11 protein-coding genes and 1 pseudogene are annotated in these 26661 nt (G+C 59.5%); 7 read left to right on the top strand and 5 right to left on the bottom strand.

Features of this window, described 5'->3' with window-relative positions:
• The first annotated feature begins 4 nt into the window (after positions 1-4).
• The 5 genes from FHT87_RS00345 to FHT87_RS00325 all read left to right on the top strand — a co-directional run bounded on the left by FHT87_RS00345 (position 5) and on the right by FHT87_RS00325 (position 12937).
• Complete coding sequence (locus FHT87_RS00345; protein ID WP_183798549.1) at positions 5-7408, top strand: hemagglutinin repeat-containing protein; 7404 nt, start codon at positions 5-7, stop codon at positions 7406-7408.
• Entirely contained in the window at positions 7389-7751 is a 363-nt protein-coding gene (locus tag FHT87_RS00340; protein ID WP_183798546.1) for a hypothetical protein, read from the top strand. The genes FHT87_RS00345 and FHT87_RS00340 overlap by 20 nt, the downstream gene beginning before the upstream one ends.
• Before the next feature lie 111 nt (positions 7752-7862).
• On the top strand, positions 7863-8180 hold the full coding sequence (locus tag FHT87_RS00335; protein ID WP_183734089.1) for a hypothetical protein: 318 nt from the start codon (positions 7863-7865) through the stop codon (positions 8178-8180).
• Positions 8181-8330: 150 nt separating this feature from the next.
• Entirely contained in the window at positions 8331-10013 is a 1683-nt protein-coding gene (locus FHT87_RS00330; protein WP_183798543.1) for an Hsp70 family protein, read from the top strand.
• Between the two features lie 5 nt (positions 10014-10018).
• Positions 10019-12937, top strand: coding sequence for a J domain-containing protein (locus tag FHT87_RS00325; RefSeq protein WP_183734094.1), 2919 nt, complete (start codon positions 10019-10021; stop codon positions 12935-12937).
• Between the two features lie 153 nt (positions 12938-13090).
• Here the strand turns inward: FHT87_RS00325 and FHT87_RS00320 are convergent.
• Positions 13091-13315 (bottom strand): annotated as a pseudogene (locus tag FHT87_RS00320) (LysR substrate-binding domain-containing protein); the annotation flags it as partial.
• Between the two features lie 162 nt (positions 13316-13477).
• Here FHT87_RS00320 and FHT87_RS00315 point away from each other — a divergent pair.
• Positions 13478-13783, top strand: coding sequence for a hypothetical protein (locus FHT87_RS00315; RefSeq protein ID WP_183734098.1), 306 nt, complete (start codon positions 13478-13480; stop codon positions 13781-13783).
• A 235-nt stretch (positions 13784-14018) separates the two neighbouring features.
• On the opposite strand, the gene FHT87_RS00310 is transcribed toward FHT87_RS00315, so the two are convergent.
• On the bottom strand, positions 14019-14879 hold the full coding sequence (locus tag FHT87_RS00310; protein WP_183798540.1) for a helix-turn-helix domain-containing protein: 861 nt from the start codon (positions 14877-14879) through the stop codon (positions 14019-14021).
• 135 nt (positions 14880-15014) lie between these two features.
• On the opposite strand from FHT87_RS00310, the gene FHT87_RS00305 reads away from it, so the two are divergent.
• Positions 15015-15863 (top strand): N-acyl homoserine lactonase family protein, encoded by an 849-nt coding sequence (locus tag FHT87_RS00305; RefSeq protein ID WP_183798537.1) that lies wholly within the window; start codon positions 15015-15017, stop codon positions 15861-15863.
• Positions 15864-16017: 154 nt separating this feature from the next.
• Here FHT87_RS00305 and ltnD read toward each other — a convergent pair whose 3' ends face one another.
• The 3 genes from ltnD to FHT87_RS00290 form a co-directional block, all read right to left on the bottom strand.
• Positions 16018-16896: an L-threonate dehydrogenase gene (gene ltnD, locus FHT87_RS00300; protein WP_183798534.1), complete on the bottom strand. Its 879-nt coding sequence runs from the start codon at positions 16894-16896 to the stop codon at positions 16018-16020.
• A 305-nt stretch (positions 16897-17201) separates the two neighbouring features.
• A complete protein-coding gene (locus FHT87_RS00295) occupies positions 17202-21911 on the bottom strand; it encodes a hypothetical protein (protein WP_183798531.1) in 4710 nt (1569 codons plus the stop codon).
• A 16-nt stretch (positions 21912-21927) separates the two neighbouring features.
• On the bottom strand, positions 21928-26169 hold the full coding sequence (locus FHT87_RS00290) for a hypothetical protein (protein ID WP_210277776.1): 4242 nt from the start codon (positions 26167-26169) through the stop codon (positions 21928-21930).
• Between the last annotated feature and the right edge of the window lie 492 nt (positions 26170-26661).

Genomic DNA, 26661 nt, shown 5'->3' with positions numbered 1-26661 from the left:
CAGCATGGGCAAGTTCGGGTCGCTTGTTTCCGTTCGGGGCGGAATTCCTGCCCGATACACCGAGCACAAAGAGCGATGCGCCCCTTCCGGTCTGGCCCGCAAGGCAGTTGCGACGTTTCTCAGCGCCCTGCTTCTGTTTCAGCCGGCCTTGCTGCAGGCCCAGCAGGTAACGCCGGATGCGGCAGCACCGGCCGCAAATCGCCCTGATATCGGGACGGCACCAAACGGCATTCCCTTAGTCGATATCGTGACGCCAAACAGCGCCGGTCTCTCCCACAATAAATACGGCGACTTCAATGTCGGAACGCCCGGTCTGATATTGAACAATTACAATGCCGAGATCGGCACGTCCAAACTCGGCGGCGTCACGCCAGGCAATCCGAACCTGCGGGGCGGCGGCCCGGCTTCGGTCATCCTGAATGAAGTCACCAGCAACAGGCGAAGCGCACTGGAAGGGCCGGTCGAAATATTCGGCGGCCGGGCCGATGTCATCATCGCCAATCCGAACGGCATCACCTGCGACGGTTGCGGCTTCATCAACACACCGCACGCCATGCTGACGACGGGCACCCCGGATATCGGCGCCGATGGACGGCTGAACGGCTTCACGGTCAGGAATGGGGATGTCACCTTCGGCTCGAATGGCGCGAACTTCGCATCCGGCGACGGTACGGTCGACCTCTTCGACGTCATATCCCGCACCGTAAAGATCGATGGCCCGGTCTACGGCAAGGACCTGCGTCTGACGGGAGGCCAAAGCAAGTTCGACTACGCCACCGGCGAGGCAGCAGCCCTCGACGCGGCATCGGGAACACCCGAATACGCAATCGACGGCTCGGCGCTCGGCGCCATGCAGGCCGGCCGCATCAAGATGGTCGTCACGGAAAAAGGCGCAGGCGTCCGCATGCGCAGCGACATGGCGGCCAATACAGGGGAGCTTTCGCTGTCGGCGGACGGCAAAATTTCGATCGGCAACGCGTCGGGCAACCAAGGCGTCAGCCTCGCCTCCAAGCGCAGCGTGACAGCCGGCCGGTTGACCTCGAAGAAGACGGTGTCGGTCAAGGCGGGCAAGGATGTCAGCCTGGCATCCGTCGGAGCCGAAGGCGATATCTTCATCGATGGCGGGGCAGGTCTGGTCGATGTCAGCGGCATGCTTGCCGGCAATGGCGCCCTCAGTGTCCTGGCCGATGGCAACCTTGCCCTGACCGAGACGGCAGCGGCGGGACCAATGTCGCTGTCGTCAGGGGCTGGCACCATCGCCATCACCGGCACGGCGCAGTCGGGCGCGGCCCTGTCGGCCACGGCCGCCTCCGGCGCGATCACAGCCGGCACCTTGCTTTCGCAGGGCGATATAGCTCTGCTCGCCGGTCTTGATCTTGGGCTTTCGGGCGGCGTTCTTGCCGGCGGCAATTTGCAGGCCTCCGCCGGCGGCAATATCCGCTATGGCAGCCTGGAGGCAAACGAGGCCATATCGCTGTCGTCGCTGTCAGGTGTCATCAGCCTCGACAAACGCACGGCCGCAGGCGGCGACATCACGATCAATGAACGACATGTCGATCTCTCCGGCAACCGGAGCGGGCTTGCCACCTCGGGCACGCTGCATATCGATGCCGAAAGCGCCAATCTCTCCGGCAGCCAGCTGACGTTCGGCGGAATCGATCTTACGTCTTCCGGGGCAGCCGATCTGACCGGAACGCGGCTCAATGCGGTGACCTCCAGCAGTACTGCCAGCGGTATCAGCGGCTCCGGCGATATCGCCATTGCCGCTGGCAACCTTGCCACCAGCGGCGCCACCAATCTGCTGGCCGCCCACGATTTGACGCTGTCCCTGGCGCAATTGACCAATGCCGGACAGCTTGCCGCTGGCAACGATCTCACCATCAACGTCTCCGGCAACCTTGCCAACACCGCCACCGGGCTGGTCTATGCCGACAATGACGCGGCATTGTTCGTCGGCGGCGTGCTTGCCAACGATCAGGGCGCTGTTATCGCCGGTCGTGATCTTAAGATTGCCGGCAACGCCGGTGAAGCGCGCAACGCTGCCATCATCAACCGGTCCGGCCTGATCACAGCAGACCGTAACATTGCGATAACAACCGCAAATCTGCGCAACGAAAAGCTTGTCGCTCCCACTGTCACAAGCCAGCTGATTTCCAGCGCGCCCGTCACCGCCTATGACAGTCTCAAGGGAAGTCTCTGCAATACCTGCTCTCCCAGCGGCGGTGTCGAATACAACGGCACGGTCTACATCGTCCAGGATGCCGATCACCACGTCTACCGGAATGTCACCGAGGACCGGGTTTCCTCTTACGGAAGTCCGGCGGCGCTGATCAAGGCCGGCGACATACTCTCGATCAATACTGTCGATCTCACCAACGCCTATAGCGCCATCGAGGCCGGCACGGGCATGACGGTGACCGGCACCGGCACCTTGACCAATCTCGGCCTGCAGTTGCAGCGCACGGTTTTGATGACCTGTGACCAGGCAGCAGGCTGCCAGTACTATCCCGCCTTCGTCTCCCAGGAGTGGCACGAGCGGATGACCGGCGATACCGGCGGCAACGGCGACGGCTATCTGGTCACGACGTACTCGCTCAATCCGTTCGGCACGCGCGATCCCTCGAAGGATCTCTTCCCCGGCAGCACGGTGGAAAGTGTGACGGCGATCGGCGGTGTTCCAGCGACGATCAAGTCAGGGGGAACGCTCGGCATCAGCGGCTTTGCCGCCGTCAACAATACCGCCCTTGCCGGAACGATCGCCGACCATGTCGCCGTTGCCTCGCCTGCGCCCTCCAGCAATCCGACCGCATTGCTGGCTGGCATGACGGCGAGCGGGGCTCTGTTCACGCTTGGCGCCGTTGCAGCCCCGCAATCCGGCGGCTTTGGCGGCACCATCCCCGGCCAGGCGTTTCTGTTCGAGACCCGTGCGGCCTTCCTCGACGTGTCGAAATTCTACGGCTCCAGCTACTTCCTGAACCGCATCGGCTACAAGCCGGATAGCGAGATCCTGTTCCTCGGCGACGCCTATTTCGAGAACCAGTATGTCGAGCAGCAGCTGAGACAGGTGACCGGCTCCGGCTTTGCCGGCGATGATACGGTCACCCAGATAAAGCGTTTGCTCGACAACGGGGCCGACTATCTCGGAGCGCATCAGCATGCACTCGGCGAGCCGCTGACGGCAGACGAGATCGCCGGCCTCACCCAATCCATCGTCGTCTACGAATGGCAGGTGGTGGACGGCAAGAGCGTGCTCGCCCCGGTGCTGCACCTTGCCCCTGGCGACAAGGAGCGGCTTGCCTCGGCCGGTGCTGTCATCGCCGGCAAGGACGTCACCATCGATGCCGGCGTGCTTGCCACTTCCGGAATGGTTGCCTCGAACGGCAATCTTGCCGTCTCCGGCACGTCGATCGCGGCCACCGGCGGGAGCTTCAAAGCGGGCGGCAACGCCAGCCTTGCTGCCGACAACGTCTCTGTTGTCAACGGCTCGGTCTCCACAGGCGGCAATCTCTCGATCAACGGCAATGACGCCATTCTCGTCGCCGGCTCGAAAGTGGCGGCCGGCGGCAATCTCGCTCTGAACTCGAACGGCGACATCAACATCTCCGCGACGGGCGAGACGACGACCAGGACGAAGCGCGACCGGCGCAGCACCACAACCACCGTCGAGACGACGGCGACCGGCTCCGAGATCACCGCCGGCGGTTCGATTACCGCCGAGGCCGGCGGCAACCTCAATGTCATCGGCAGCACGCTTTCAGCCGACGGAACGCTCGGCCTCAAGGCGGCCGGCGACGTGACGATCGCCGAAGCCGTCGAGACCACCACGACCGACTACAGCTACAAGAAGAAGGGCGGCCTGTTCGGCGGCGGCAAGAAGACGACCAGCCATGCCGAGACCCAGACGCTGGTCGGATCGTCGGTCAGCGGCGGCAAGGGCGTCGCGATCACCTCCGGCGGCGACACCGTCATCTCCGCCTCGAAGGTGACGGCCGGCGATGACACCAACAAGGCCGATATCAATGTGACTGCCGGCGGTGATCTGCTGATCGCCTCCGGCAGGGACACGAACGAGTTCGAACAGGCTTCCTCGAGCAAGGGTTTTCTGTCCAAGAAAAGCTCGACGCTCCACAGCTATGACGAAGCAACGGTCGCCTCCGCGCTCTCCGCATCCGGCAACGTCAATCTCAACGCCACCGGAAACGCCGTCATCGCGGGCTCGAAGGTGACAGCGGGCGATGCGATCAGCGTTGCTGCCGACAGCGTCTCCGTCATCGGCGCCGAGGAACAGCACCAGCTCGAAAGCAGCAAGAAGAAATCCGGCCTGTTCGCCGGTTCCGGCAGCGGCTTCATCTCGCTCTGGGGCAAGGAACAGAAGGACAGGAGCCAGGCCTCCGAATTCAACGTCGCCTCGGTGCTTTCGGCTGGGACGAATGTGACGCTCAAGGCGCGCGAGACCGACGTCAATGTCATCGGCTCCAGCGTCAAGGCCGGCCAGGACATCACCCTCGACGCCGCCCGCGACGTCAATGTCACGCCGGGTGCCGAAAGCGCCTCGCAGTCGAAGGAGGACAAGCGCTCCGGCTTCGGCATCGCCTTCTCGGCCGGCAACGGCAGCGCGTCGATCGGCATCGGCTACGGCAAATCGGTCGACAAGACCGCGCAATCCGCCGAGACCAACGCGATGTCCACATTGTCGGCCGGACGCGACGTCATCGTCACCGCTGGCCGTGACGCCAATTTTCAGGCGGCGCGGGTCGAGGCTGATTCGACGGTCGACATTCTGGCACAGCGCGACGTCAATCTTCTGTCGGCGCAGAACAAGACCAACTATGCCACCATGCATGAAGAACTGTTCGCCGGCGTGAAGGCGACAGTGTCGTCGAGCGTGGTAGGGGCCGCGCAGGACGTGGTGAGCGCCGCGAAGAACATCGGCGAGGGCAGTTCGAGCCAATCGATCGCAATGGGCGCGATTGCCGCCATCAACGGCTATTATGCCTATGATGCGCTGAGCAAAGCAAAGCCAGGCGACCTCCTGAAGAACGGCCCGCTTCTCTCCACGTCACTCTCGCTCGGGTTCGACTACCAGAAGAGTAGTTCTCAAGGGTCGGCCTCGACGCCGGTTCCAACCACGATCAATGCCGGCGACACGGTTGTGATCGAGGCTGCTACCGGCGACATCAACGCCGTCGGCGCGCAGATCGGCGCGGGATATAAGGCAGATGGCACGCTATCGGGCGGGGGCGGCGATATTTCCCTCATCGCCGGCGACGAGATCAATCTGACGAGCGCGCAGGCGACGACGCAGAACTCCAGCAAGAATGTCTCGGGCGGCGTCAGTATCGATCTGGCTAATCAGGGCGTCAGCTTCAACTTCGGCCAGGGCAAGGCCAATGGTTCGACGCTCACCAACCTCAACACCCATTTGGACGGCATCGGCGGCGTCTATCTGCAGTCAGGCGGCGACACGAGCCTTCGCGGCGCGACGGTCACCGGAGAGACTGTCATTGCCGATGTCGGCGGCGATCTCAACATCCAAAGCCAGCTCGATACCGCCTCGCAAAAAGCCAGGCAGTTCAATGTCAATGGCAACGTCGGTGCGGCGCCGACCGGCGGCGTCGCGGGTGGCATCTCCGGCTCCTACCAGACAGCCAAGGGGGATATGGCGATCGTCTCCGAGCAGTCCGGCATCCACGCCGGCAAGGGTGGCTTCGACATAGATGTCGAGGGCAAGACGAAGCTCGAAGGCGGCCTGATCACCAGCAGGGCGGGATCCGGAAACAACCGCCTCGAAACCGGCACGCTGGAATTTACCGACATCGACATGCATTCGAGGTGGAAGGCGGAAACCTTCGGCGGCGGCATCTCCGGTGCCGGCCCCCTCCTTTCGCCGCACCAGAAGGAAGGCGAGAGCGAGACGGGCAAGGCGCTCTCCGCCATCTCGCCCGGCGGGATCATCATCACCGACCCTGCCCACCAGCAGCAGAACATCGACGGGCTGCGTCGCGACACGACGGACACCAACACCTCGCTGCCCGGCATTCCCGACCTGCAGAAGAAGCTTTCCGAACAGCTGAAGACGCAGCAGCTTTATGACGCTGCGGCGGCACGCGCCGCCAAGCTGATCGGCGACAAGGCCGGCGAGCTGGCGCAGGCGGCATTGGAAAAGGGCGAAGCGGGCAAGGCGGAATACGAGTTCTGGAAGGAGGGCGGTCCCGGCCGCGCGGCGCTGCATGCCATCGCCGGCGGCCTTCTCGGTGGCGTCACCGACTGGCAGGGCGTGCTCGCCGGCGCGCTCGGCGGGGGAACCTCCTCGTTGCTCGGGCCGAAGGTGCGCGAACTGGTCGCCGACTTCGTCAGTCAGTCGGGCCTGACCGGCTCGGCCGCCGAGTTCATGATCAACACCGTCACCAGCTCCATCCTTGCCGGCATCGGCGGCGTCGCAGGATCAACAGGTGCGGCTTATGCGGGGAATGTTTATCAGTACAATTACCTGATGCATGTCGAGCGGGAGGAGTTTGATAAAGCCCGGGCCGATTGCACCAACGGTGATCAAAAAGCTTGCAAAACCGCAGACGAATTGCGGACACGCTCAGATGAAAGAGATGAGAAACTCGATCAATGCAAGGGTGATTATAGTATCGCCTGCCAGAAAGCGCGTGCCGAATTGCGCTATGCTGCTGCCGAATACATGGAGCTTGCCCGGCAAGGAAAGGTAGACCCTACAAGTCCCCTTTACTACAGCGAGCGTCATATGGTCTTTGTCGGCGCTGCGACGTATGCCGATGAAAAGGATACCTATACCCTTCCTCAAGATATGCTCGATAAGCTAAGCGATCCGCAAGCAATTCTGATTGCAACCGGCTCACCGAAGCAGGTGCAAGATGCGCTCAAAGGACCTGTGGCTCTTGGGATAACAGCTGCGGCGGCGTTAATCGAAGGTGGATCAAGGCCGAGAGGGACTGTAAAGTCGACCGATAAGGGTGAAGGCGTCGGCGCGTCCATTAAGACACTGGAAGAACTGATTGAAGGCGGACGGACCCGCTCCGCAAATTGGGCCAATAGCCAGTTTCCCGATGGATATTCGCCGCCATACACTCCGGGTACGTTCGTCAGAGAATTTGTATCGGATGGAAATCAGATGTTTGTCCGCGTAGTTTCGGGCAATCGCCCTGGCGGACAATGGATTATGCGTCAATCCGATATTGAGGGACTCACACCTCAACAGATAGCAGATAAATTCGCGCTTCCCGAAATTCCGACTGGTGTTACATCCATACAGCCGCCAGCTGGTATAAGGATAAGAACCGGTGAGGTTAATCCGAACTTTGGTCGTCCAGGTGGCGGTACTCAGTTCCAACTCTTAGATCGTGTTGATGATGGATGGGCTGATGTTAAACCTCTCAGATAAGCTCATAAATGAACTAAATAGCTTTGTTCCACACGCACGGTTAGAGCTGCCAAACGGAACTGTTGATCTTTATTCCTCTGATATGGGGGATAAGCTTCTTGATGCCGGTTTTCTAAACTTTGTTGTGCGGAATGCATCCAGTGTGCAAGGATATCCGCTCACCGAGTTTGAGGGTACAAAATTGACTGTCATCGGACAAGAAAACCTTAAGAAGCCGAACGCAAGCTATATAATGTATGTATGGATTGAAGAAGAGAGGTTATGTGCACAGCACTGGGATGGATTTATTTCATATTTCGACCTAAAAACTTTTGCGTTTCTGGAGCAAAAATTTATTAAGTAAAAAAGCAGATGTTTTATCCAAAGCACTATGGAAAATCTTAAGCGTTTAATTTTATACAAAGAGAGACGATACTCAAATCGATTACCAACTTCTCCGAGTATTGAGGACAACATGAATGCCATGCCCAGCGCGCTTGCTGAAGAAGTTGCTGCCTACCTCAGACGCGGATTGATTCTCATCGAGTTTATAAGCCCAACGCCAGATCCGTACTGCCATGATGACCTCGTCAGAAATGTTGCGTTATCAGATGGTGTATATGTTTGGGATGGCGTGTTATTAAATTGGGTGGAGAAATATAAAGTACGAATGCCGGAAGAATTCGTGAAGCATTTCTACGCTTCTAAGGCCCGACCACTGCCCGTCGATAACTCAGATTCACCAAGATTGCTTGCCGCTTTCAACATTTCTGATCCGATTATGGCAACGTAACGAGATGTTATACACGGATGAGATTTACGCGGAAATTTCAATTTAGCGAATCCTGGCCTTAGTAATCCTGCAACAGCCGGTCCCGCAGCCACCACGCAGCGACCCATTCGCCCGTGTCTTCGCACTTCTTTTTTTAAGTCAGGGGTTTTAATGGCAATTGTCGGTATTGATCTCGGCACGTCGAACTCGGTGGCGTCCGTCTGGACGGAGAAGGGTGCGGAGCTGGTCACAAACGCCCTCGGTGAGAGCTTGACGCCATCCGCAGTGAGTATTGCCGATGATGGGGTCGTGTTGGTCGGCCGTGCTGCGGCCGATCGCCTGATCTCGCATCCGGAGCGGTCGGTCGCTTCCTTCAAACGCTGGATGGGCAGCACCAACACCGCGAAACTGGCCGGCAGGACCTGGCGCGCCGAAGAGCTGTCGGCGCTGGTCTTGAAGACGCTCAAACAGGACGTCGAGGCCAGGCTGGGCGAGGAAATCGCCGAGGCGGTGATTTCCGTCCCGGCCTATTTTAACGACCCGCAGCGCAAAGCCACGCTGGACGCGGCAAGGCTGGCGGGCCTCAAGGTCGATCGCCTGATCAACGAGCCGACGGCGGCGGCACTTGCGCATGGCCTGGAGGCTGAAGGCGAAGGACGTTTTCTGATCCTCGATCTCGGAGGCGGAACGTTCGACGTTTCTCTTCTGCACAAATACGAGAGCGTCATGGAGATCCGGGCGTCGGCGGGGGACTCGATGCTCGGCGGCGATGATTTTCGCGACATAATCGTGGAGATCCTGATCAAGCGTCATGAATTGAACGCAACGACGCTCGCCCCCGTTGAGCGGGCACGGTTGCTGCACGAAGCCGAAACGCTCAAATTCAACCTCACCGAGCGGTCGGACGCGGCATACGATTTTGCGCTGGGTCAGACAAAGTGCGTGGGAGAACTGACCCGAACCGCATTCGAAGAGGCGGCGGTGCCTCTTGTCAAACGGATGCGTGCACCCATCGAAAGCGCCATTCGCGATGCGCGCATAGATCCCGGCAAGATAGACCAGATCGTGCTCGTCGGAGGCGCCACGAGAATGCCGCTCGTGCGCAACTTGGTCACCCGGTTGTTCGGCCGCTTTCCACTCGTGCATGCACGACCCGATCATGCCATTGCTCTCGGGGCGGCTGTACAGGTCGGCTTGAAACATCGCCATGGCGCACTCGATGAAATCATCATGACCGATGTCTGTCCCTTTACGTTGGGGACGGCAGTGGTGGACAGACGGGCGCCGGACGGCGCAGTGCTGTCGCCGATCATCGAACGCAATGCGGTCGTTCCCATCAGCCGGGAAGGATTTTACTGCACGGTAGACAACGGCCAGAGGCACATCGATATCGCCGTATTGCAAGGCGAGAACATGCGCCCGTCCCAGAACGTCCTGATAGGTACGATCCGGGTTCCTGTTCCACCGGGTCCCGCTGGGAGAGAGAGCGTCGCCGTGCGCTTTACATATGACATCAATGGGGCGCTCGAGGTGGAGATCAAGGTAACCTCGACCGGTCATATGGAGCGCAAGGTTTTTCGTAACCAATCGAATCTCAGTGACGAAGAGCTCGATAAAAGCTTCGCGGCTTTGGCCTCGATCAAGCTGGCGCCGCGCGACCAGCAGGAGAACCGGGCGTTGATCGCACGAGCGGAGCGACTCTATGCCGAGGCGCTGGGTCTCAGACGCGAACACATCGGCCAGCTCCTGCTCGAATTCGAGACGGCGCTGAACGATCGGTCGAACTTCGACCCTGACGAGCTGCGTTTGAAATTTGCAGACGCGTTAACGCAGTTTGAGCACTCCGTTTTCTGACAGCCATGATCGAATCTTTTTGGACTCTATTGGATATTGAACCCACACGGGACGAAGACGACATTCGCAAAGCTTATGCGCGGCGGCTTAAAGTCTTTCGGCCTGATGTAGATCCCGAAGGTTTTCAGCGCCTGGTTGGAGCGCGCGATGCTGCGCTTGCCTGGGCAGAAGCCTGGGTCGCGAGAATGCCGGCAACCAATCGGCAGATCAGTGAAGAGAAGAGGGAAGACGCGGCCGACCCGACATCCAGATCTCGTCCAAAGCCGGGCGACGCGAGCTCAGATCGCTCTGAGATTGACCATAGCGTCGAGAGATCTGCTGCATCGCAACTTCAGGATGTCCAGCGAGAGAGCGCCGACCGCGATGACCGCCTTGCCGTAGCCGAGTATGAGAAACACTGCAATACCACCGTCGATCCGACTTTCGGAGCAGTCCAGCCCAATGAGATCCCAACACAGAGCGAACTGGAGGAGCTTGTATTAAGGCGGCTGGACGACATCATGCAACCGGCCAGGCGTGGCAGAATGTCCGCAGATGTCGATGTCTGGGACGTGCGCACCTGGAACGATTTGTTCAACCGGGCTGCAAGTCTCGACCTGAAAAGCCATAAGCGGTTTCACGACACGATCGGTCGCTACTTCGTCAACTTTCTGCCCGACGGGCGAACGCGGACTTTTGAAGGCCTGCGGGATTTTGCGGCCGGCCACGGTGTGACTGCCGTGATCGAGGCAATCGAGCAGGAATGCCGGTTCGCCGAACAGCCGGGGAAGCTTGTCGATCTCAGCGGCCAGGACGCCGCGATGACATATCTCTCATGGCTGGCGGACGCGCAGTCGGGGCGGGACGTCATCAATCGTCGTTCCGCCGGGAAGCCAGCCTATGTCGACCAGACCACCGGCATTCCGATTTTTCCGCACGATGATCGCCTGGCTGCGTTGGGCAGCGAACAACTGGTCGCGTTTCACGATCTTGCCATCAGGCAGCGCAGGTGGCCCTTTCGGTTCGACTGGCTGGCGATGTTCGTTCCCGCGGAGAAATTGGTGGCAGCAGGCTGGACGCGGCTGGGCCTGGTCTTGCTGGGCGTAACGGTGCTGCTGGCCGCAATGGGCCTCAAGGCGGCAACGCCTGCTGAATTGATTGCGGTGCTCGTCAGCATATTCTTTTTGCTGACGGCAAGGCCCGTCATTGCGGCCTATTCGACGCGGCTGGCTGTCCGCGCTTCGATAAAGCGGGTCATGGACGCGGACAAATTGTTCCTTTGGCACCGAAGGGATCGTTTGAGCGTTGTCGTAAATCGACAGCAACGCACCGCGCGCATCGCCCGGATCATTGAAATTGCAGCCTCCTTGGTCGTGGTTGTCCCTTTTGCCCTCCATCTTTGGATGAGTTGGCAGATCCGTAACGATCTCGATAGACCGGTGGAAGCCGTCGTCTCGGAAACGGTGATCTCGGCATTCGAAGGCGTTGCGGACAACGACAGTATCCCTGCCGGTGACCTGTTCGATTTCCTTGCTCGCGTTCGCGAGGCCGAAGCAGAAGGCTTCGCCGGCCGAGGCAATGGGACGTCGGTGACCGTGCGTGACATCAGCGACATTTCCTGGCTCGTAGGATTGCGCTCGAACCGCGATCGGATGCTCGGGAAGGCCTTGCTCAATCCCCGCGAAGATCCGCGCCCGCGGGAAATTTCAGCGACCGAGGCCATGGAGCGGCAGCGCAAGCTGCACGCGATTGCCGACGCCTATCGGACCGCGACCCCGGCGGAGCGCATTCAGCTCGAATTTGGTTTTTATTCCTGGAGACAGCTGCTTCAGGCGGCAAAGGGTCCGCAGGCTACGGCGGCGATCTGGGCAACCATCCCGCCACGCGGTCCCAATCAGGACGCTTTCGCAGAGGAAATGCGCAAGCAGTTGCTTGGCAGCCTCTTGTCCGGCGCAATCGACAATAACGATCGCGACGAAACGAACCAATTGATTGCAAAGCTCCACTGGTTGCTGACAGTGCCAGACGGCGCCTTTCCATATATGAAGCTGACGGCTCAAACGGAGGCTGACCTCAAGGCGGAGGAGGCGATTATTAGCATCAACCGCGGCCAGGGGATATTCAGTTTTCCTCTTTCCATCGACCCGCTGCAACAGGCTCTTAAGACGAGCGGCTACACAAATTCGCAGATAAGCGTCGACCACTTTAACTCACCGGCCTATTTCGAGAACGTCATGGGCCGCGACGAGCCGCACTTCGAGGAGTCGAACCTGCCGTGGTCGGATTTTGTGCTGACACGTCGAACCTATTTTCAGACCGCCAAGGCCTGTCTCGACATGAGCGACGAACAATCCCGATTGAGAATACGACAGATCATCATTCACTCGCTGGCCACCCTTCCCCGCAAGTTCGGTGCAACTGCAGCGGACTTCTGGCAGAATTCAACGCGCGCACTCCTGGCCGAGCCGCAGTGCTACCGCAAGTTTTTCGCGTCCACGGCCAACGAAATGTCGCGGTGGAAATATTCTTCCAACACCGACACTCTGTATGAGAATGCCGCAAGAGATTTGAGGAAGTTTGTTACGACCGTACCCAATGCGGACGCAGCAGCGGCAGCAAAAGCATTTGTCGACGGCGTTGCCGATAAGGAACAAATTGGAGCCTACATTTCTTACGAGCGGGACAACCTGCTGGAAACGGCTCACACGCTGTTGGGCGCGGAGGCCTATGCGAGACGTGATTATCGCGGAGCGATACTTCATTTCGATCTTGCTCTAAGCTATCAATCTGTTTGCAACGAGGCACGCGCTCGCCGGGGGCAAGTATTGGATGCTATCGGCGAGCACAAGCGTGCAATCGCCGACTATAAAGCGGTGTTTGATAAGGAATCTGGTTGCAATCAGGATAGGCTTGCCGACCTGCGTCGGGCGCTCGGCGCCTATTGAATCGAATGCGTTATGTCGGATGTGATCGTCAGCCGAGAGGCCACGGATTGATGACGTTCAAGCTCCGCTTCAAGAGGGCTTCAGTCACGAGCGTGCTGGTGAGTTGATTGAATCTTCCTTCGGCGCTGCTGCTTTAAGAGATCTTTTAGAGCCGCGGTTCAGTAGATCCTGCGTCCATTCGCGAATGAAGCCGATACGAAGGCCGGCGGAGACCACCGACACCAGCGAAAAGGTGTCGTCGCAGGTGTAGGTGACATTGTCGGTCAGATCGTGCTCCTCGAACTTTTCCGCAAAACACCGCTCGCTGTGGGAGAGATTCTGGCGGGAGAAAGAGATGATTTTCTCATCCCGCAGATCCTCGATGTCGATGCCTGCCTCCACAGGCTGGTGAAAGCCGACATTGCCGGCTGTCATGCCATTGGGCAGGTCAACCATAGGGGTCGATATCCAATCAATAGGGATGGGTTGTATAAAGTTTGAGTTGACCGCTTCCGATGGCGAGGCGACATTCGCACCTGTGGCAAGGCAGGAGGAAAAACAATGGGCGAGTCGGACAGTTGGCGCCATATGGCAAGCGCACCAAAAGACGGCAGTCGAATCCTCGTCACGATACGCCCATCCGAACAGGGGCCGGCAGAAGTTGACCTCGCGTATTGGTCGAAAGGCGATCAGTTTGCGGGAGAAGGCTGGCGCGCATCGGATTCTTCGCCCGGACAGGTCATCGAATATGCCGAGCCGGAATTGAAGTGTTGGATGCCGATGCCGTCGGCCAACCTCAATCGCACCTCAATGCCCTCACCCTGGGAAGGCGATGACGACCAGAACCTCGACGGGTCAGGGATTTAGAGCTCGCCCCGCATGACAACGGTTCCTGCCTCCGCAAAGACCGCTGAAAGTGACGATGACGTTCGCCATGGTCTGAAGTCGATCCAGAAATCCGCCCGTTTGGACCGAAGATGCGAGTGATCGGTCGCGACATCAGCGTTCGTGTTCGCACAAGGCGCTGCAGGGCTTAAGGCTCTGTCCACCTTCGACGGCGCGTCTCCCCCAGGACGGCTCTGCAGTTTACAGACTTTGGATGCTATTCCCGCCCTGTTGGGCTGGTCCCAAAACTCTCGCGAAACCGGCGGGAGAAGTGCGAACGCGACACGTAGCCCGCTGCCTCTGCGGCGGCGATTGCAGTAGCGCCGGATGTGATTGCGTGATGCGCAGCCTTCAGGCGCTCGCGCCGCAAGATTGCACGGAAGGAGGTGCCGTCTGTGGCCAACCGACGTCGCAGCGTGGACGCTCCAATTCCGAGTTTTCCTGCGACGTCAGAAACGCTCCAAGCCTGCGAAGGGGCCGTTGCGATCAGCCAGGCGATGTCGTCCGACAGGCTTTGTCTGAAGAGTGGCCGTGCCTCGGCAAGTGGCCGCAACAGCGCCAGAACCTCTGCCAGCCTGAGCCGTTTGATCGTTTCGCCGACGCTGACATCGGCGATCGTGGAGGCGGCGTGACCAATCGTCTCGACGAGATCGATACTCAGTGGCACGGCGTCGAGATCGACGGCACTACGGGCGCGCTCCGCAACGGACAACGGCGGAATGCCCTCCGGCAGGAACGGCACGTCAAGCCGCAACGCTGCGTAGACGCCCGTTTTATCGTCTGGAATGTTGACGACGTCCATCGGCACACCACCGGGCAACACGAAGAGCGAGCCGGCCGGGAAGGACCGGGTGCGATCGCCAAGCCACACGTCCTTCTGGCCGTAAAGCACGACGCAGATCATGGGACAATCAAGCCGAAGAGCTGCCACCCGTTCGCGGTCGAAGCAACAATAGGCGAAAAGCTGCTCGCCATAAGGATGCATTCCCACATCGAGCTTTCCCGCCACCACGGGGCGGAGTCGATCGAGCAGGCGGTGGGAAAGCTCGTAACGTCGGTCGCGTATCATCAAGTTCATGAGCGCAATGTATGAGAAGGCGCGGCAGGAAAAAATACCGCGGGTGAGCGTTTCGGGCTCAAGTGATCACAAATCCGGCGCATAGCGTGCGACGGAGGACGGCACAAGGAGGGTCTTCAACACAAGGAGACCTTCATGAAGACCTTCAAATTTGCGCTTGCGATCGCAGCAACGGTCGCATCGCTGTCTTTCGCCTCAACGCCGACACGCGCTGCTCCGGACCTGGAACTCTGGCGTCTCGATTGCGGCGACGTCGTCGTCAAGGATTTGTCGATGTTTTCGGACACCTTCGCTTCTGCCGGCAAGAAGGGCGTGCTGACGGATAGCTGCTACGTGATCCGCCACGGCGGCGACTACCTGCTGTGGGACACCGGGCTTCCTGCCGGCCTCATCGGCAAGGCACTGGATCAGGATGCACCGATCGGCGTCTCGCTCAATAGCGACATCCCGACCCAATTGAAACAGATCGGCATCAAACCGGAGCAAATCGCAACCGTCGGCATCAGCCACAATCATTTCGACCATCTCGGGCAGGCCGCGACCTTTTCGAAAGCCACGCTGATGATCGGCGCCGCCGACTGGCAGACTTTTCACGACAATCCTCCGCCCTTCGCGGTCGTACCGGATCTCGTCAAACCCTGGCTCGATGGCAGGGCGAAACTCGACCTCGTGACAGGCGACCGTGACGTCTTCGACGACGGTTCCGTGATCATGCTGTCGATGCCCGGTCATACGAAAGGGGAAGCCGCCCTCCTGGTAAAGCTTGCAAAGATGGGGCCGGTCCTGCTTTCCGGCGATGTCGTGCATTTCGAGGATAATCTCGTCACTCGCGGCGTGCCGGGTTTCAATGAAAACCGTGCCGACACACTTGCATCGATGGAACGCCTCGAGGCGATTGCAGCCGGGCTGAACGCAACGCTCGTCATCCAGCACGATCCCACCCATATTTCCCGCCTGCCGGCCTTCCCCGAAAGCGCTAGATAAGCGACACAGATGCCATTGGCACAGGGTCACAATTGCCGCCGGCATCAACATGCCGGTGGCATCAACATGCCGGTGGCAGCAACCCGGTCGAGCTCGTCAACATCGTTCCCCGTGTCTCGTCCGTCGGCCGTGTCGCGCAATTGCTTCCACGATTTCACTGCCGTTCGGTGATCAGACTGTAGAGACGTGCGACCGAGGCATCATCGTCTTGCTCCATTCCCGCAGCGGCAGTCATCAGAAACAGTTGCAGGGCCTCTGCTGCCATTGGCGTCGGGAACCGCAATTCTCTGGCGATGTCGCCGACGATGCCGAGATCCTTGGTGAATATGCCGACGGCGCTGCGTGGCGCATAGTCCTCGTCAAGCACATGGGGGATGCGGTTTTCGAACATCCAGGAATTACCGGCCGACTTGGTGATGACCTCGTAGACTTTCGTCAGATCCAGACCAAGCCTCTTGGCAAAAGAGATGGCCTCACATGCCGCAGCAATATGCACTCCCGCCAGAAGCTGGTTGACGATCTTGAACGATGTTCCGATACCCGCCTCGCCGCCAAGCGTGTAGACGGTTTCGGCGACCATATCGAGCGCCGGTTTTGCCGCTGCGAAAGCCTGCGGAGATCCGGACGCCATGACCGTCAGCCTGCCTTCCGCCGCCTTCGCGGCTCCCCCGCTGATCGGAGCATCAAGATAGTGAAACCCCTTTTCCTCAACCCTTGCGGCGAAGTCTCGTGCATCCTTCGGCGCGAGCGTAGCACAGGAAACGATCGCCGCGCCTTTGTTCAAATCCCTGATGATGCCTTCAGGGCCAAAAATCACCTCTTCGGTCTGTTTCGCGTTAACGAGAACCAGGAAGACAACGTCTGCGTCCCGAACCGCATTCGCCAATGTATCACCGGACCTTCCTCCTGCGGCCTCGAAGGCGGCCCGGACGTCAGCTCGAATATCGTAACCGCGTATGGATGCTCCACGCGCCAGAGCCGATCTGGCCATGCCCATTCCCATCGAGCCAAGGCCCACAACCGCAATATCCATTGAACAATCCCTCCGTATTTTGACGTTCAAATTTCCCGCCGAATGCCTGAACCCGGTGGCTTGCAGTCAGAACTGAGAAACCGGAACCGCGATAACTGAAAACCAGCTGCATACTGCTGCCGCAATGGCCACTTTGGTGAGTGGTACCAGATCGATTGCTGAACGGTCGACGGAAAAAGCCAGCGAGTCGGAGGGGCATTTCCCCGCATCCGAGCTGCGCACGTCATTGTCGATATTATGCGAGGGCGGGCGAGCACGGAACGGAAGCCGAGGCGCTCCATCGCGTGCCGCCGATGAGCATCCGATCAGACCCCTGTTTCGAACAGCGCTGCATACACCAGCCGTTCTTCGATCACCCGGCGATTGAAGACCGCATTGCCGCGCCGTTCCGGAACGGTGCTGTCGGTGTAATAGCGTTCGAATTCACGCAGCATCAGCCGCGCCGGTTTGCCGCCCGTATCGGGCAGCGTCAGCGAAACCGACCATATTTCCGGATCGAGGAAGCCGGGGAGTATGACGGTGGGGTCAAGCACTGCATCTGTTGCTGCCGAGAGGTCCAGCGACGAGGACAGGGAGATGGCACTGCCTGCACGCGGCTCGACCGTCCGCGCGCCAGGTGCAGCAGCGGCCGGAAGGGCAAAGATGCCGCCCGGATTGATGCCTGGCGTCACCAACGGGTTGTCGCTCGCGTCACCACCGACGATCGCGCTCGCCAGGACGCTTTGGTCGCGCCAGGCCAGATCGGAATCGATCTCCGGGTCACGGGTCTGAAGCACCAGCTCGACGCGGTTGCGGCCGGTCTCGTGGACGCCGCCGATAAACGATATATTTGTGTACTCCGAATCGACAGGAAACTTCATCGGTCCAAAATGAGGCACCCTGCCCGTGAGCTTGAGGCTGATCTGGTTGCCGGTCATTTGAAAGTTGGCCTTGCGTCTGGGCAGAACCTGCGCGAACTCGGTCATCACCACTTTTGAAATCTTGGCGGATGACAACGCGTTGGGTTGGTAGCGTACCAGCGCAAGCCGGACAAAGGGCGTATAGGCAACGCCCGGATCGAGTTCGATATCGCAATACCACAGATGCCGGTCTGCATCCCAGTGGACCCGATGGCCGATCACTTCGACAAAGTTGCCGTCCGGATGTTCCTGAAGCTTGAGCTGCTCGGACGTCACGCGTGCTGCGAAGTCGCTGGCACTTGTCTTGGTCTTCGGCAGATCCGTATCCCAGAGCGGGTCCAGGCCCCATTGGGTCACGACGGGTTGCATCTTGGCCGGAATATCTGTGAAGCGGGCATTCTCGCCAAAGATGACGACGCCGAGAAGTTCGCCGTCCCCGGAGGTGAACCAGGGTCGGTCGAGCCAGACGCGCAGGCCGTTGCCGACGCGGGTGACCTGCTGACCGGCGGCAGTGGTTGTGCGTGTCCAGCGGAACGTCGGCACGACGTAAAGCACACGCGGATCATCCGGTGGGGCACTGGCGAGTACGAGCGTCTGGCCGGTGTCGCCTGCGGGATCGGTAAGAACCGGAGCTCCCGCATCGTCGTCAGCGGCAAGCTTGACGGGTGCGCCGGTGGCGACCGGGCCAAGGCGGGTGACAAGATCGCGGACGGCGAAAAGTGACGGTGGCAGATATTCGCGGAAGCGCGTCGTGGCACGCAGGCGATAATGGATCAATCGGAATTTCGTGTCGCCGAATTCATGGCGGTTCGCCGGGGCTCGCGGCCGAGCCGGATCATGGACCTGGCTATTGATGGCATCATCGAGATTGAATTCATTCTCGTGGTTTTCGGCAAGCTGGATCTCGCCGAGCTGGCCCTTGCCGACAATCCGCTCCGGTTCGGGCTTGCTGAGATCGTCGACCCATTCGTGCCAATCCGCCTCGATCTCGAACTTGCCGGTCGAAGGACCGTGCAGCCGAACGATACGGGAATGCAGATCGGTGAATTTCGAGCCCGGTTCTCGAAAGTTGGAGAACGCAATGAGTTCGGGCAGGCAGACCGGCTGCTGCGTGGCATGCACCATAACCAGATTGCGGAACGGCGTCAGGAGCCAATTGGCACCCATAACGGCCATGCCGGAAGCGAATTTGCGCTCTGCCGTGCTCAACGTCCAATGGGGCACACCGAACGTTTCGATCAAATGGGGATCTGCAAAACTCGAATAGACGAGCCGCACGATCCGTCCCTTGGCAACAAAAAACGTCAGTGTTCTCTCGTTCTCGTCCCATTTCGGCGCGCCGTCGTCAACGAATGCTTCCTTGCAAGGCAATTCCGTCAGATCCGCCTTTCTCTCGGCAACAATCAATCGGAAACCGCGGCTGTGCGGCCAATCCTCCTGGTTCGCCACCATGAGCACCAGTTCCTGATTGGGAGCGCGGCGCACCACGCAGCTTGGCCCGAGGATCATTTCGGTGACGACGCCAGGCAGCACGTGTCCGGCGGCGGCGCGCAGCGCGATACCGGCCGCCGCCGCGTCCGGCAGATAAGGGGTTTCAACCGTCGCTTCACGATGAATGACATATTGGCCGGCGGAAAGGCGGTCGCCTTCCGGATTGTCCGGCCCGGGCAGTGCCGGCGGCACGGCGTTGGTCTTGGCGATTTCGGTAAGCGAGGTAGGTGTGATCAGTTCGACTTGTGCGCCGGCTTCGGCATCGTAAAGCGTGCCTGCCTCACGAGCCGCGATTTCGTAGCCTTTCTTGATGGTCAGGGGGTCGGCAAAGAAAGGGTCGAAAAGGCCGTGCTGCTCACATTGCTGCTGCGAGGATTTCGGCGGCACCAAGTGACGCTCGTTGAGCGCTCTATATTCGAAGTCCTGCGATTCCGGCTTGGCGATGGCCGCGGAAAAATCCGCTGTGCCGAGATAGGCATCCGTGTCGCTGTCGAAGTTGCTGCGTACCACCATGCGTTCGAGAGATTCGCCTTCGCTCACCCGGTGACGCTGCACCAGCGCCGGTGGATCGATTGGCTCGAAGCGCCAGTAACCGACGGCATCGGTTGCCTGTTCGAGTTCACCGAGGGTCTGATCGTCCTTTTCGAGGCTATTACCGGCGCTGTCGACCAGGCGGGCTCTGAAACGATAGAGCTGGCCGAACCGCAACTTCGGCAATGAGCCCTTGGCAGCCTTGAACTGGGCGGCGATCCCATTGCCGTCGGCTGCCTCGTCGGTGATCACAGCGTGCTGTTCACTTTGCAGCTGCGTATCCTTGACCGGAGCGGATCGCAGCACCAGGCCCGGACGCGGGGCGCTGAGGCTCCAGCCGGTCCAGCGGAACAGCGACTCGTGCAGATAATAATCGTCGGGATCCACTCCGTCGCTCGCAGTGCTTGTTGTCGAAGCGCCTGAGACATAACCTTCGTCGGGAGGCAGAGGCAGCGACGTACCGGATTTGATCAACCGGTAGTCGCCGACGCGGGCGCAAAGCGAGAACCATTTGCTCGGCGTAACCTCATCCTTGACGGGAGAGACATCAACCCGGAAGCCGCGTATCACGTCCTCTGCAAAAAACACGATCTTGTTGCCGTTGGCCGATTCGACAGCCTGATTTTTCAGGGCGGCGGCAGCGGCATCGGCGGCAACTTGTGCCGCCCGGCCGTGACGAGATACACCAAGGCCGCCGGAGCGCAAGGCAGCAACAGCCTGCTTGTCGCCGGTCGTATAGGTCACCTCGCCATCGATCTGGCGCAGGCTGAGACTTTTGCCGACAAGGTTTTGTGCGCTGAGAGTGAAGCCCACCGTCTTGTGCACGGCCCCATCCGGGTCGACCTGATAGACGTCGAACAGACCGGGCTTGTCCTTTTCAACCAGACCCCAGTTATCGTCCGAGGCCTCGAGCCTGAGCAGGCCGCGCTGGAAGTCACCGCTGCGCGGCCGGGTGAAAAAGCGCTCCTTGTCGTCCTGCCAGGCCGTGCGTGGCGTGGTATCATCATTCGGGTCGTGGCCGCCCGGCAGGCTGACCAGCAGCGACATCAGCCCCTTGCCAATGCCGCCGCCGGCGGCGATGGCCTGGTCGAATGGCCCATCGTCTTCGATCACGCAATCGATCAAAAGCCCGAGCGCACGCAGCAGGGATGGATAGTCTGCATACGAAGCGACGATCCGGTGAAAATCGAAATCGGGCACTTTCGGCGGTGCCGGAATATCGGCATAGGACGGACGGCGCATGGCGCGCTCCGCAGCACTCGGCGGTTCACGGTTGTAAAAACGGTTGGCTTGATAGTAGGCATATTCGTCCGCGCTGGCGAACTGATCCATGAGCGAGGCGTCCGGCGCGCCGACAAGCGGTGTGTTGGGTCCGCCGGGCCGCGGGTTGAACCAGTCGGCCGGCAGGGTGCGCCGGACGACCTGCCCGGCCACTGAAGGACTTCCGCTTTCCTCTGCATCGATCGCGGCAACCGGGGTGCGGTAAAGTCCACCGGGTCCGAAAACCGCATCATTCAGGAAGTTCTCGATCGACCTTCCGTTTTCCGCCTCGCCGAAAAAGCGCGAAAATCCGGGCAAGGCAACTTCAATCGGGCGATCGCCCAGATTGAATTTCTGCGTTCGCGTGCCAATGCCGGTCAACATCTCCTTGAGATCGGGATGTGCGTCTTTCCAGGGCAGCAGGGTCGGATGGTTCGAGGCCGCCTGCACGGCAAGCCGCCCATAGTGGCGTCGGAGGAATTTGAGCACGTTGCGGACCTGGAACGAGCGCAGATTGACTTTGCTCATGTCTTTGAACTGGAAGCCGGCCACCGGGGTCGCGGTACCGAACAGTTGCTTCCAGAGATCGGAATCACCCAGATTCAAGGGTCTCAGCGGAACCTCGGCAGCCCCTACCCTAAGCCCGAATTTCGCATCTGCCATCAGCGCCGGCCAGTCGAGAAATTCCGGAAACGCCTTGAGAACCTGCTCGTCGGCTGCCTGCGGCCGAAGCCTTGGAGAAACAGATATCGTCACCCGGCGCCTGCCGCTATTCGGCCCGTCGGTAAAACGCCCATGAGGCAGAACCGTCCAAAGAAGTGTCTGGGTTGCCATCGATTATCCTCCCCGCTCAGGCAAAAGCTTCGCAATGGTCGCGCCATGCATATTCAGTATCGGCATCGATCTGGCCGAGTTCCTGATCCAGCGGGACAGTGGGATTAAAGCCGAGCATCTCGCGCAGGCTCGGATCGCCGTTGGCGCCCGAGAATTTGCGTTCGCAGGTTATCGTTACGCTACCGGAGAAAATAAACACCGATATCTCGATCGTCAGTTGCGCCTTGCCGACACATTTGCCCGACTGGAACTCGTAACGAAGCTCCAGATAGAGTTCGAGCGAGGCCGTGATGATGCCGAGCACGCTGACATGGCCGCCGAGCCGGAAATAGCCGGTGAGCGAGGCGGCGTCCTGTTCCATGCGGAAATAAATGCCGGCCATGACATGCACGCCACCCGAGGCGACACCGAGATCGATGGAAATGCTGGCGCCGAACTCGAACGACGCCTCGAGGATCTGGACACCGTGCGGATCGATGGTGACACCAAAGAAGCCGCCGCCGCCGAACATGTAGACCGTAAGGCAGAACGGCTGCTCGCGGGTGCAGAAGTTGAAGCGGACGCTGAGCGGCTGACCGATGAAGGGCACGGTAAACCCGGCGCCAAGACCCAGATTGCTCAGACTCATCACCCCGATGCTGATGCTGGGCAATGTGACCGAGAAGCCGGCATCGATGCCCTTGGTCGAGATATCGAGATAAGGCGGGTCGCTGAAACCATCGAGCGGGATGAGGTCGCGCAAGGTTTCGACAAAACTCAACGGACCGACGAACTTGATGTCGTTGAGCAGCACATCGACATCCATCTTGGCGGCACTGTCGATGGAAAATTCAATTTTCTCGAAGTTCAGCTCGAGAAAGCTGGCAGGCGCAATCAGCACGAGATCAAAATGCTTGAGGCCGCAGGAGACACTGATCTTGGGTGCCGAAGCACCGTTTTTCTTGACCTTGGCTTCCACAGCAATCAGGAAACCATGTTTGTCGTTGGCTCGAAACAGCGCCTTGTCAGGCGTGTGTGCCGTTCCCGGCAGCCACCAGCTGTCGATTTCCGGGTTCCAGTCGAAGCGAATTGTCAGTTCCTCGCCGACAAGCCCTTCTATCAGTTTGAGCAGATCGGCAATGCCCCCGAGGACCTCTTCGACGGCGGTCATCGCGTCGACAATGACCTTGCGCGGGGCACCGTCAAGCAGATCGAAACCGCTCACGGTCGTCTTGAGCGGACCGATGGCAGCAGCCACCGCCTCGACCCGGGTTTTCAGCGTCGCCGGATCGGAGAACAGGGCTTCGATCTGACTTGGATCGCCAACAATGGCTTCCAGCGCGTCGAACAGCGCCTTTCCCTGTGCCACAAGCACGGGCAGGGTCTGAAGGTCTTCAAGAACCGTATCGAGCTGGGCAACAAAGCCGAGAAGGCTCTGGCGGATACCTGATGGCAGATTGACGCCGCCGATATTCGCGTTAGCCGCGGTCTTGAGGTCGGCTAAGTGGGCACGGGCCGTCGCGATACTCACCGGGATATTGGTGAGATCCGGAGCTGTGGCGGCGCCATTGACGACGAGCGAGGCGAGAGCCTGCAATTTGGCTGCGACATCGTTGAGCGCCGTCATGAGCTGGTTGGCGGCTGCCTCTACAGGGGCAATTTGCGCGGCAGCATAGGCTTTTGCCTGCGCAAGCAGATCGTTCAGCGATGCCTTGAAGGCCGACATTGCAGCATCGCCGATGCTGCTTGGCTGCGAAGCGATGCCTTCAATGAAAGAATAGAGACGCACCAGGCCGTTGATGAAGGATTCGACCTGGGTGCTGGCTTCGCTGCCGAACTTCGGAATTTTTTCCGGCGAGTCGACGAGATTTGCAACGGCCTCGATGACTTCGCCGAGCGGAATGCAGCCGAAGAGCAAAGGCAAAGGCAGATCGCTGATCGACGTCGGGAAGCCACCGCCGGCAGGCACTTTGCCTTCGATAAACTGGCCGACATCTCCCATGACCGGACCGGCAAAACGGGACAAGGCGTTCGGCTTCAAATTAGGCTGGACAAAACCGCCCGACCGATCGCCTTGCGACGAAAAATCGAGCTTGGCCATGTTGGGATCGTTCTTTACGTCGGCAAAGACCTCGCCGACATTGGTGTCGAAGCCCTTCTTGAGATAGAACGCGTTCCAGACCAGAGCGTTCGATTTGGTGCTGCCGCTGAGATGGGCGAGCGCACCGATGCGAGCCCGTGTCTCAGCGACCTTGGGGAAAAATACCGGCCGGTTGAGCCCGTTGCTGAAATTGCGCAGTGTCTGGTTGTTGGCCTCAACCTCGCCGCCAAAATCGATCTCCTCGACCTGGACCGATGTATCGCCGGCCTTGACGCTCGTGGCCATCGCAACACGCTGCAGATTGAGACCAGCCGTATGTTTGGGGCCGGCATTGGTATAGCTCTGGTTCGCGATGGCTGCATTGGTTTCCGCCGCGGTAAAATCAGGAACGAGCTTGCTGCTGCCCGGGTTCAGAATACGCGGACATGCCAACGTGTTATCCATGAAAATCATCGGCAGATCAAAAGCCACGCGCCGCCCATCGAGATCGGTTGCGATGAACTGGAATTTAAATGGCTGGCCATTGACATTGGGCCAGAACATACGCTGCCCGAATCCGGCGACGTCCGAAGCCGTCGGCTGATCGAGATTTGGCGTTACCTGCGTGAGAACCCGTATGCTGGTGAATGGGAATTGGCGGGAATAGAACACATTTCCCGCATTGTTTCGCAGCTGATCTGCACCGGGCTCCGCATAGTTGCGCTCGCGTTCGCGTACGATGAGAAACAAGCGTTGACGCAAATATGCAGCGTTGCCCGGCATCTGCTCGATGACCGGTTTGCCCTCACCGTCCTTGGCGCCGTTGTGGAACTTGCGCTCGCTGACTTTGACCAGGGAAACACGATGGCCAAAGGGGAACAGGAAGCCGCGATAGACGACACGCACATAGTGGTCTCGCCCCATGCTGGCGCGATGACCCCACTCCTCGACCGAAAGACCCGGCGGATCCCAGTTACCGCGTGATTCAAGCCAGCCGCCAAGTGCGGTCAGCATCATCAGATTGGTATCGACGGGCTGCGGCGTGTAGTTCGACACCGAGAAGTTCGATGAAAGATGCGTAATCTGGAACCGATCGTAATCGTCGAGCGGCATACGGAAGGGAGCGGTGCTGGGCGCCGGCAGTGCGGCGGCAACAGGGACGGGCCAGCCGCTTTGCATGGACTTGGTCGAACCTTCGCCGGTCAGCGCCCAAATGGCCCGCACGGTGCGGTTGGGATCGTCATAGGGCGGCTCGATCGTCTTGCCGTTGGCATCGGGAGCGACGAGCCTGGAGTGCCAGAGTTCAGTGCGGCTTGTGGCCGGCGAGGTCGCAGGGGCTGCCGCATGGCGCCATTTTTCAGCGGCATGGGGCGACAGGATCAGCCGCCACGGCAACTCGATCGACGTCGTTAGCGCCGCGGGCAGTGCCGGACGAGGCGCACGAGGTCTGGCCGGCACGGCAATATCGATATCGAAACGATCCCGTGGCAGCGCCTTAAGCGCAGTGCCGCCCGAAAACTGGCGCGCTCTCAATGTTGCGAAATCACTTTGGACAGCAGCAATCTGGGTGCTTCGTATCGCGAAACTGGCCAAGGCGGCACGCTTTGCGGCCGGCAAGGCAGCCAACCTGCGGCTATCGAACAGATCGGTCGTGGTAAATACGCGCCGCCCCGCACCGCGAGGTCCCGCATTTGCCGCCACGTTTAGACTGAGTGCCTGACAGGCGTCGAGAACGCCCTCCAATGTATAAGGGACGTCAAAGCCATCCGGCACCTGGAACACCAGTCGCGATTCCCCGGCAATGCGCGCCCTTATCGGAGGCGCACGCGGAGTTTCGGTACCACCCGCGGGGTCCTGCTTTACCTGCTCGTCAGGCCGCTGCGCGGCAGGGTTTTGAGTTCCGGCGGGCCGGGTCTCGAAAAACGTTTCCTCGGTGATCGACTGGGGCGGAAAATGCAAAATGATATTGGCAGCTCCCGATGCCTGCTTTTTCAGCCGGGGCGGAGTCCCTGCAACGATCGTCAGATTGCGCGTCTCGATGCGCAACGCAACCAGGTCATCGGGTCTGACAACCGCATCACCCGGGCGGTTTTGCTCAAAGAGATTGCCGACAAAATCGAGCGGGCGCGGGATGAATATCGTGCCCAAATCAATACCGGTCACGGGACCGGCGATTGTGCCTGGCGTGTCCGTCAGCACGCTCGTGCCGGCGCCTCCGGCACGTATTTGAGTGAGAGATGGAGACTGCGTTCCCGCTCTAATCGGTCGTTTTACCATCATCCGCCCTCCCCGCAGCGATAGAATAACATCTGCACAGACAGTTGCGCCCGAGACCACCAATTCCCGAAAAAAGAAAGACAATTCGACTACGAAGAAAAAGATGGAAACGAACATTCACCTTCTCACCAAACAGCAGGCGATGAGGTGAATGTTCCATTTCTTTTTCTATTGCTGCCGCGGCAAACAACATAAATCCAGGGGCAATCTACACTAAATATTAGCATAATTGCGAATGCACTATGGCTATCGGTAACGAATTCCTATCAGAGATAATTGAACCAACGAGAATGTTTCAATTTGGCTCGCAACGGCAACGGCTTCTAAAGCCTTGCAAGGAGTTCGATACCCGTGTCTGACAGATGTCTTTGATCCCGAGCTTCAATTCGGCCTGCTCATCACGCCTGGACTTGT

This window comes from Rhizobium sp. BK316 (genome assembly GCF_014193695.1).
Classification (GTDB): domain Bacteria; phylum Pseudomonadota; class Alphaproteobacteria; order Rhizobiales; family Rhizobiaceae; genus Rhizobium.
The sequence above is the reverse complement of the archived record's forward strand: the minus strand, read 5'-3'. Positions and strand labels throughout refer to the sequence as shown.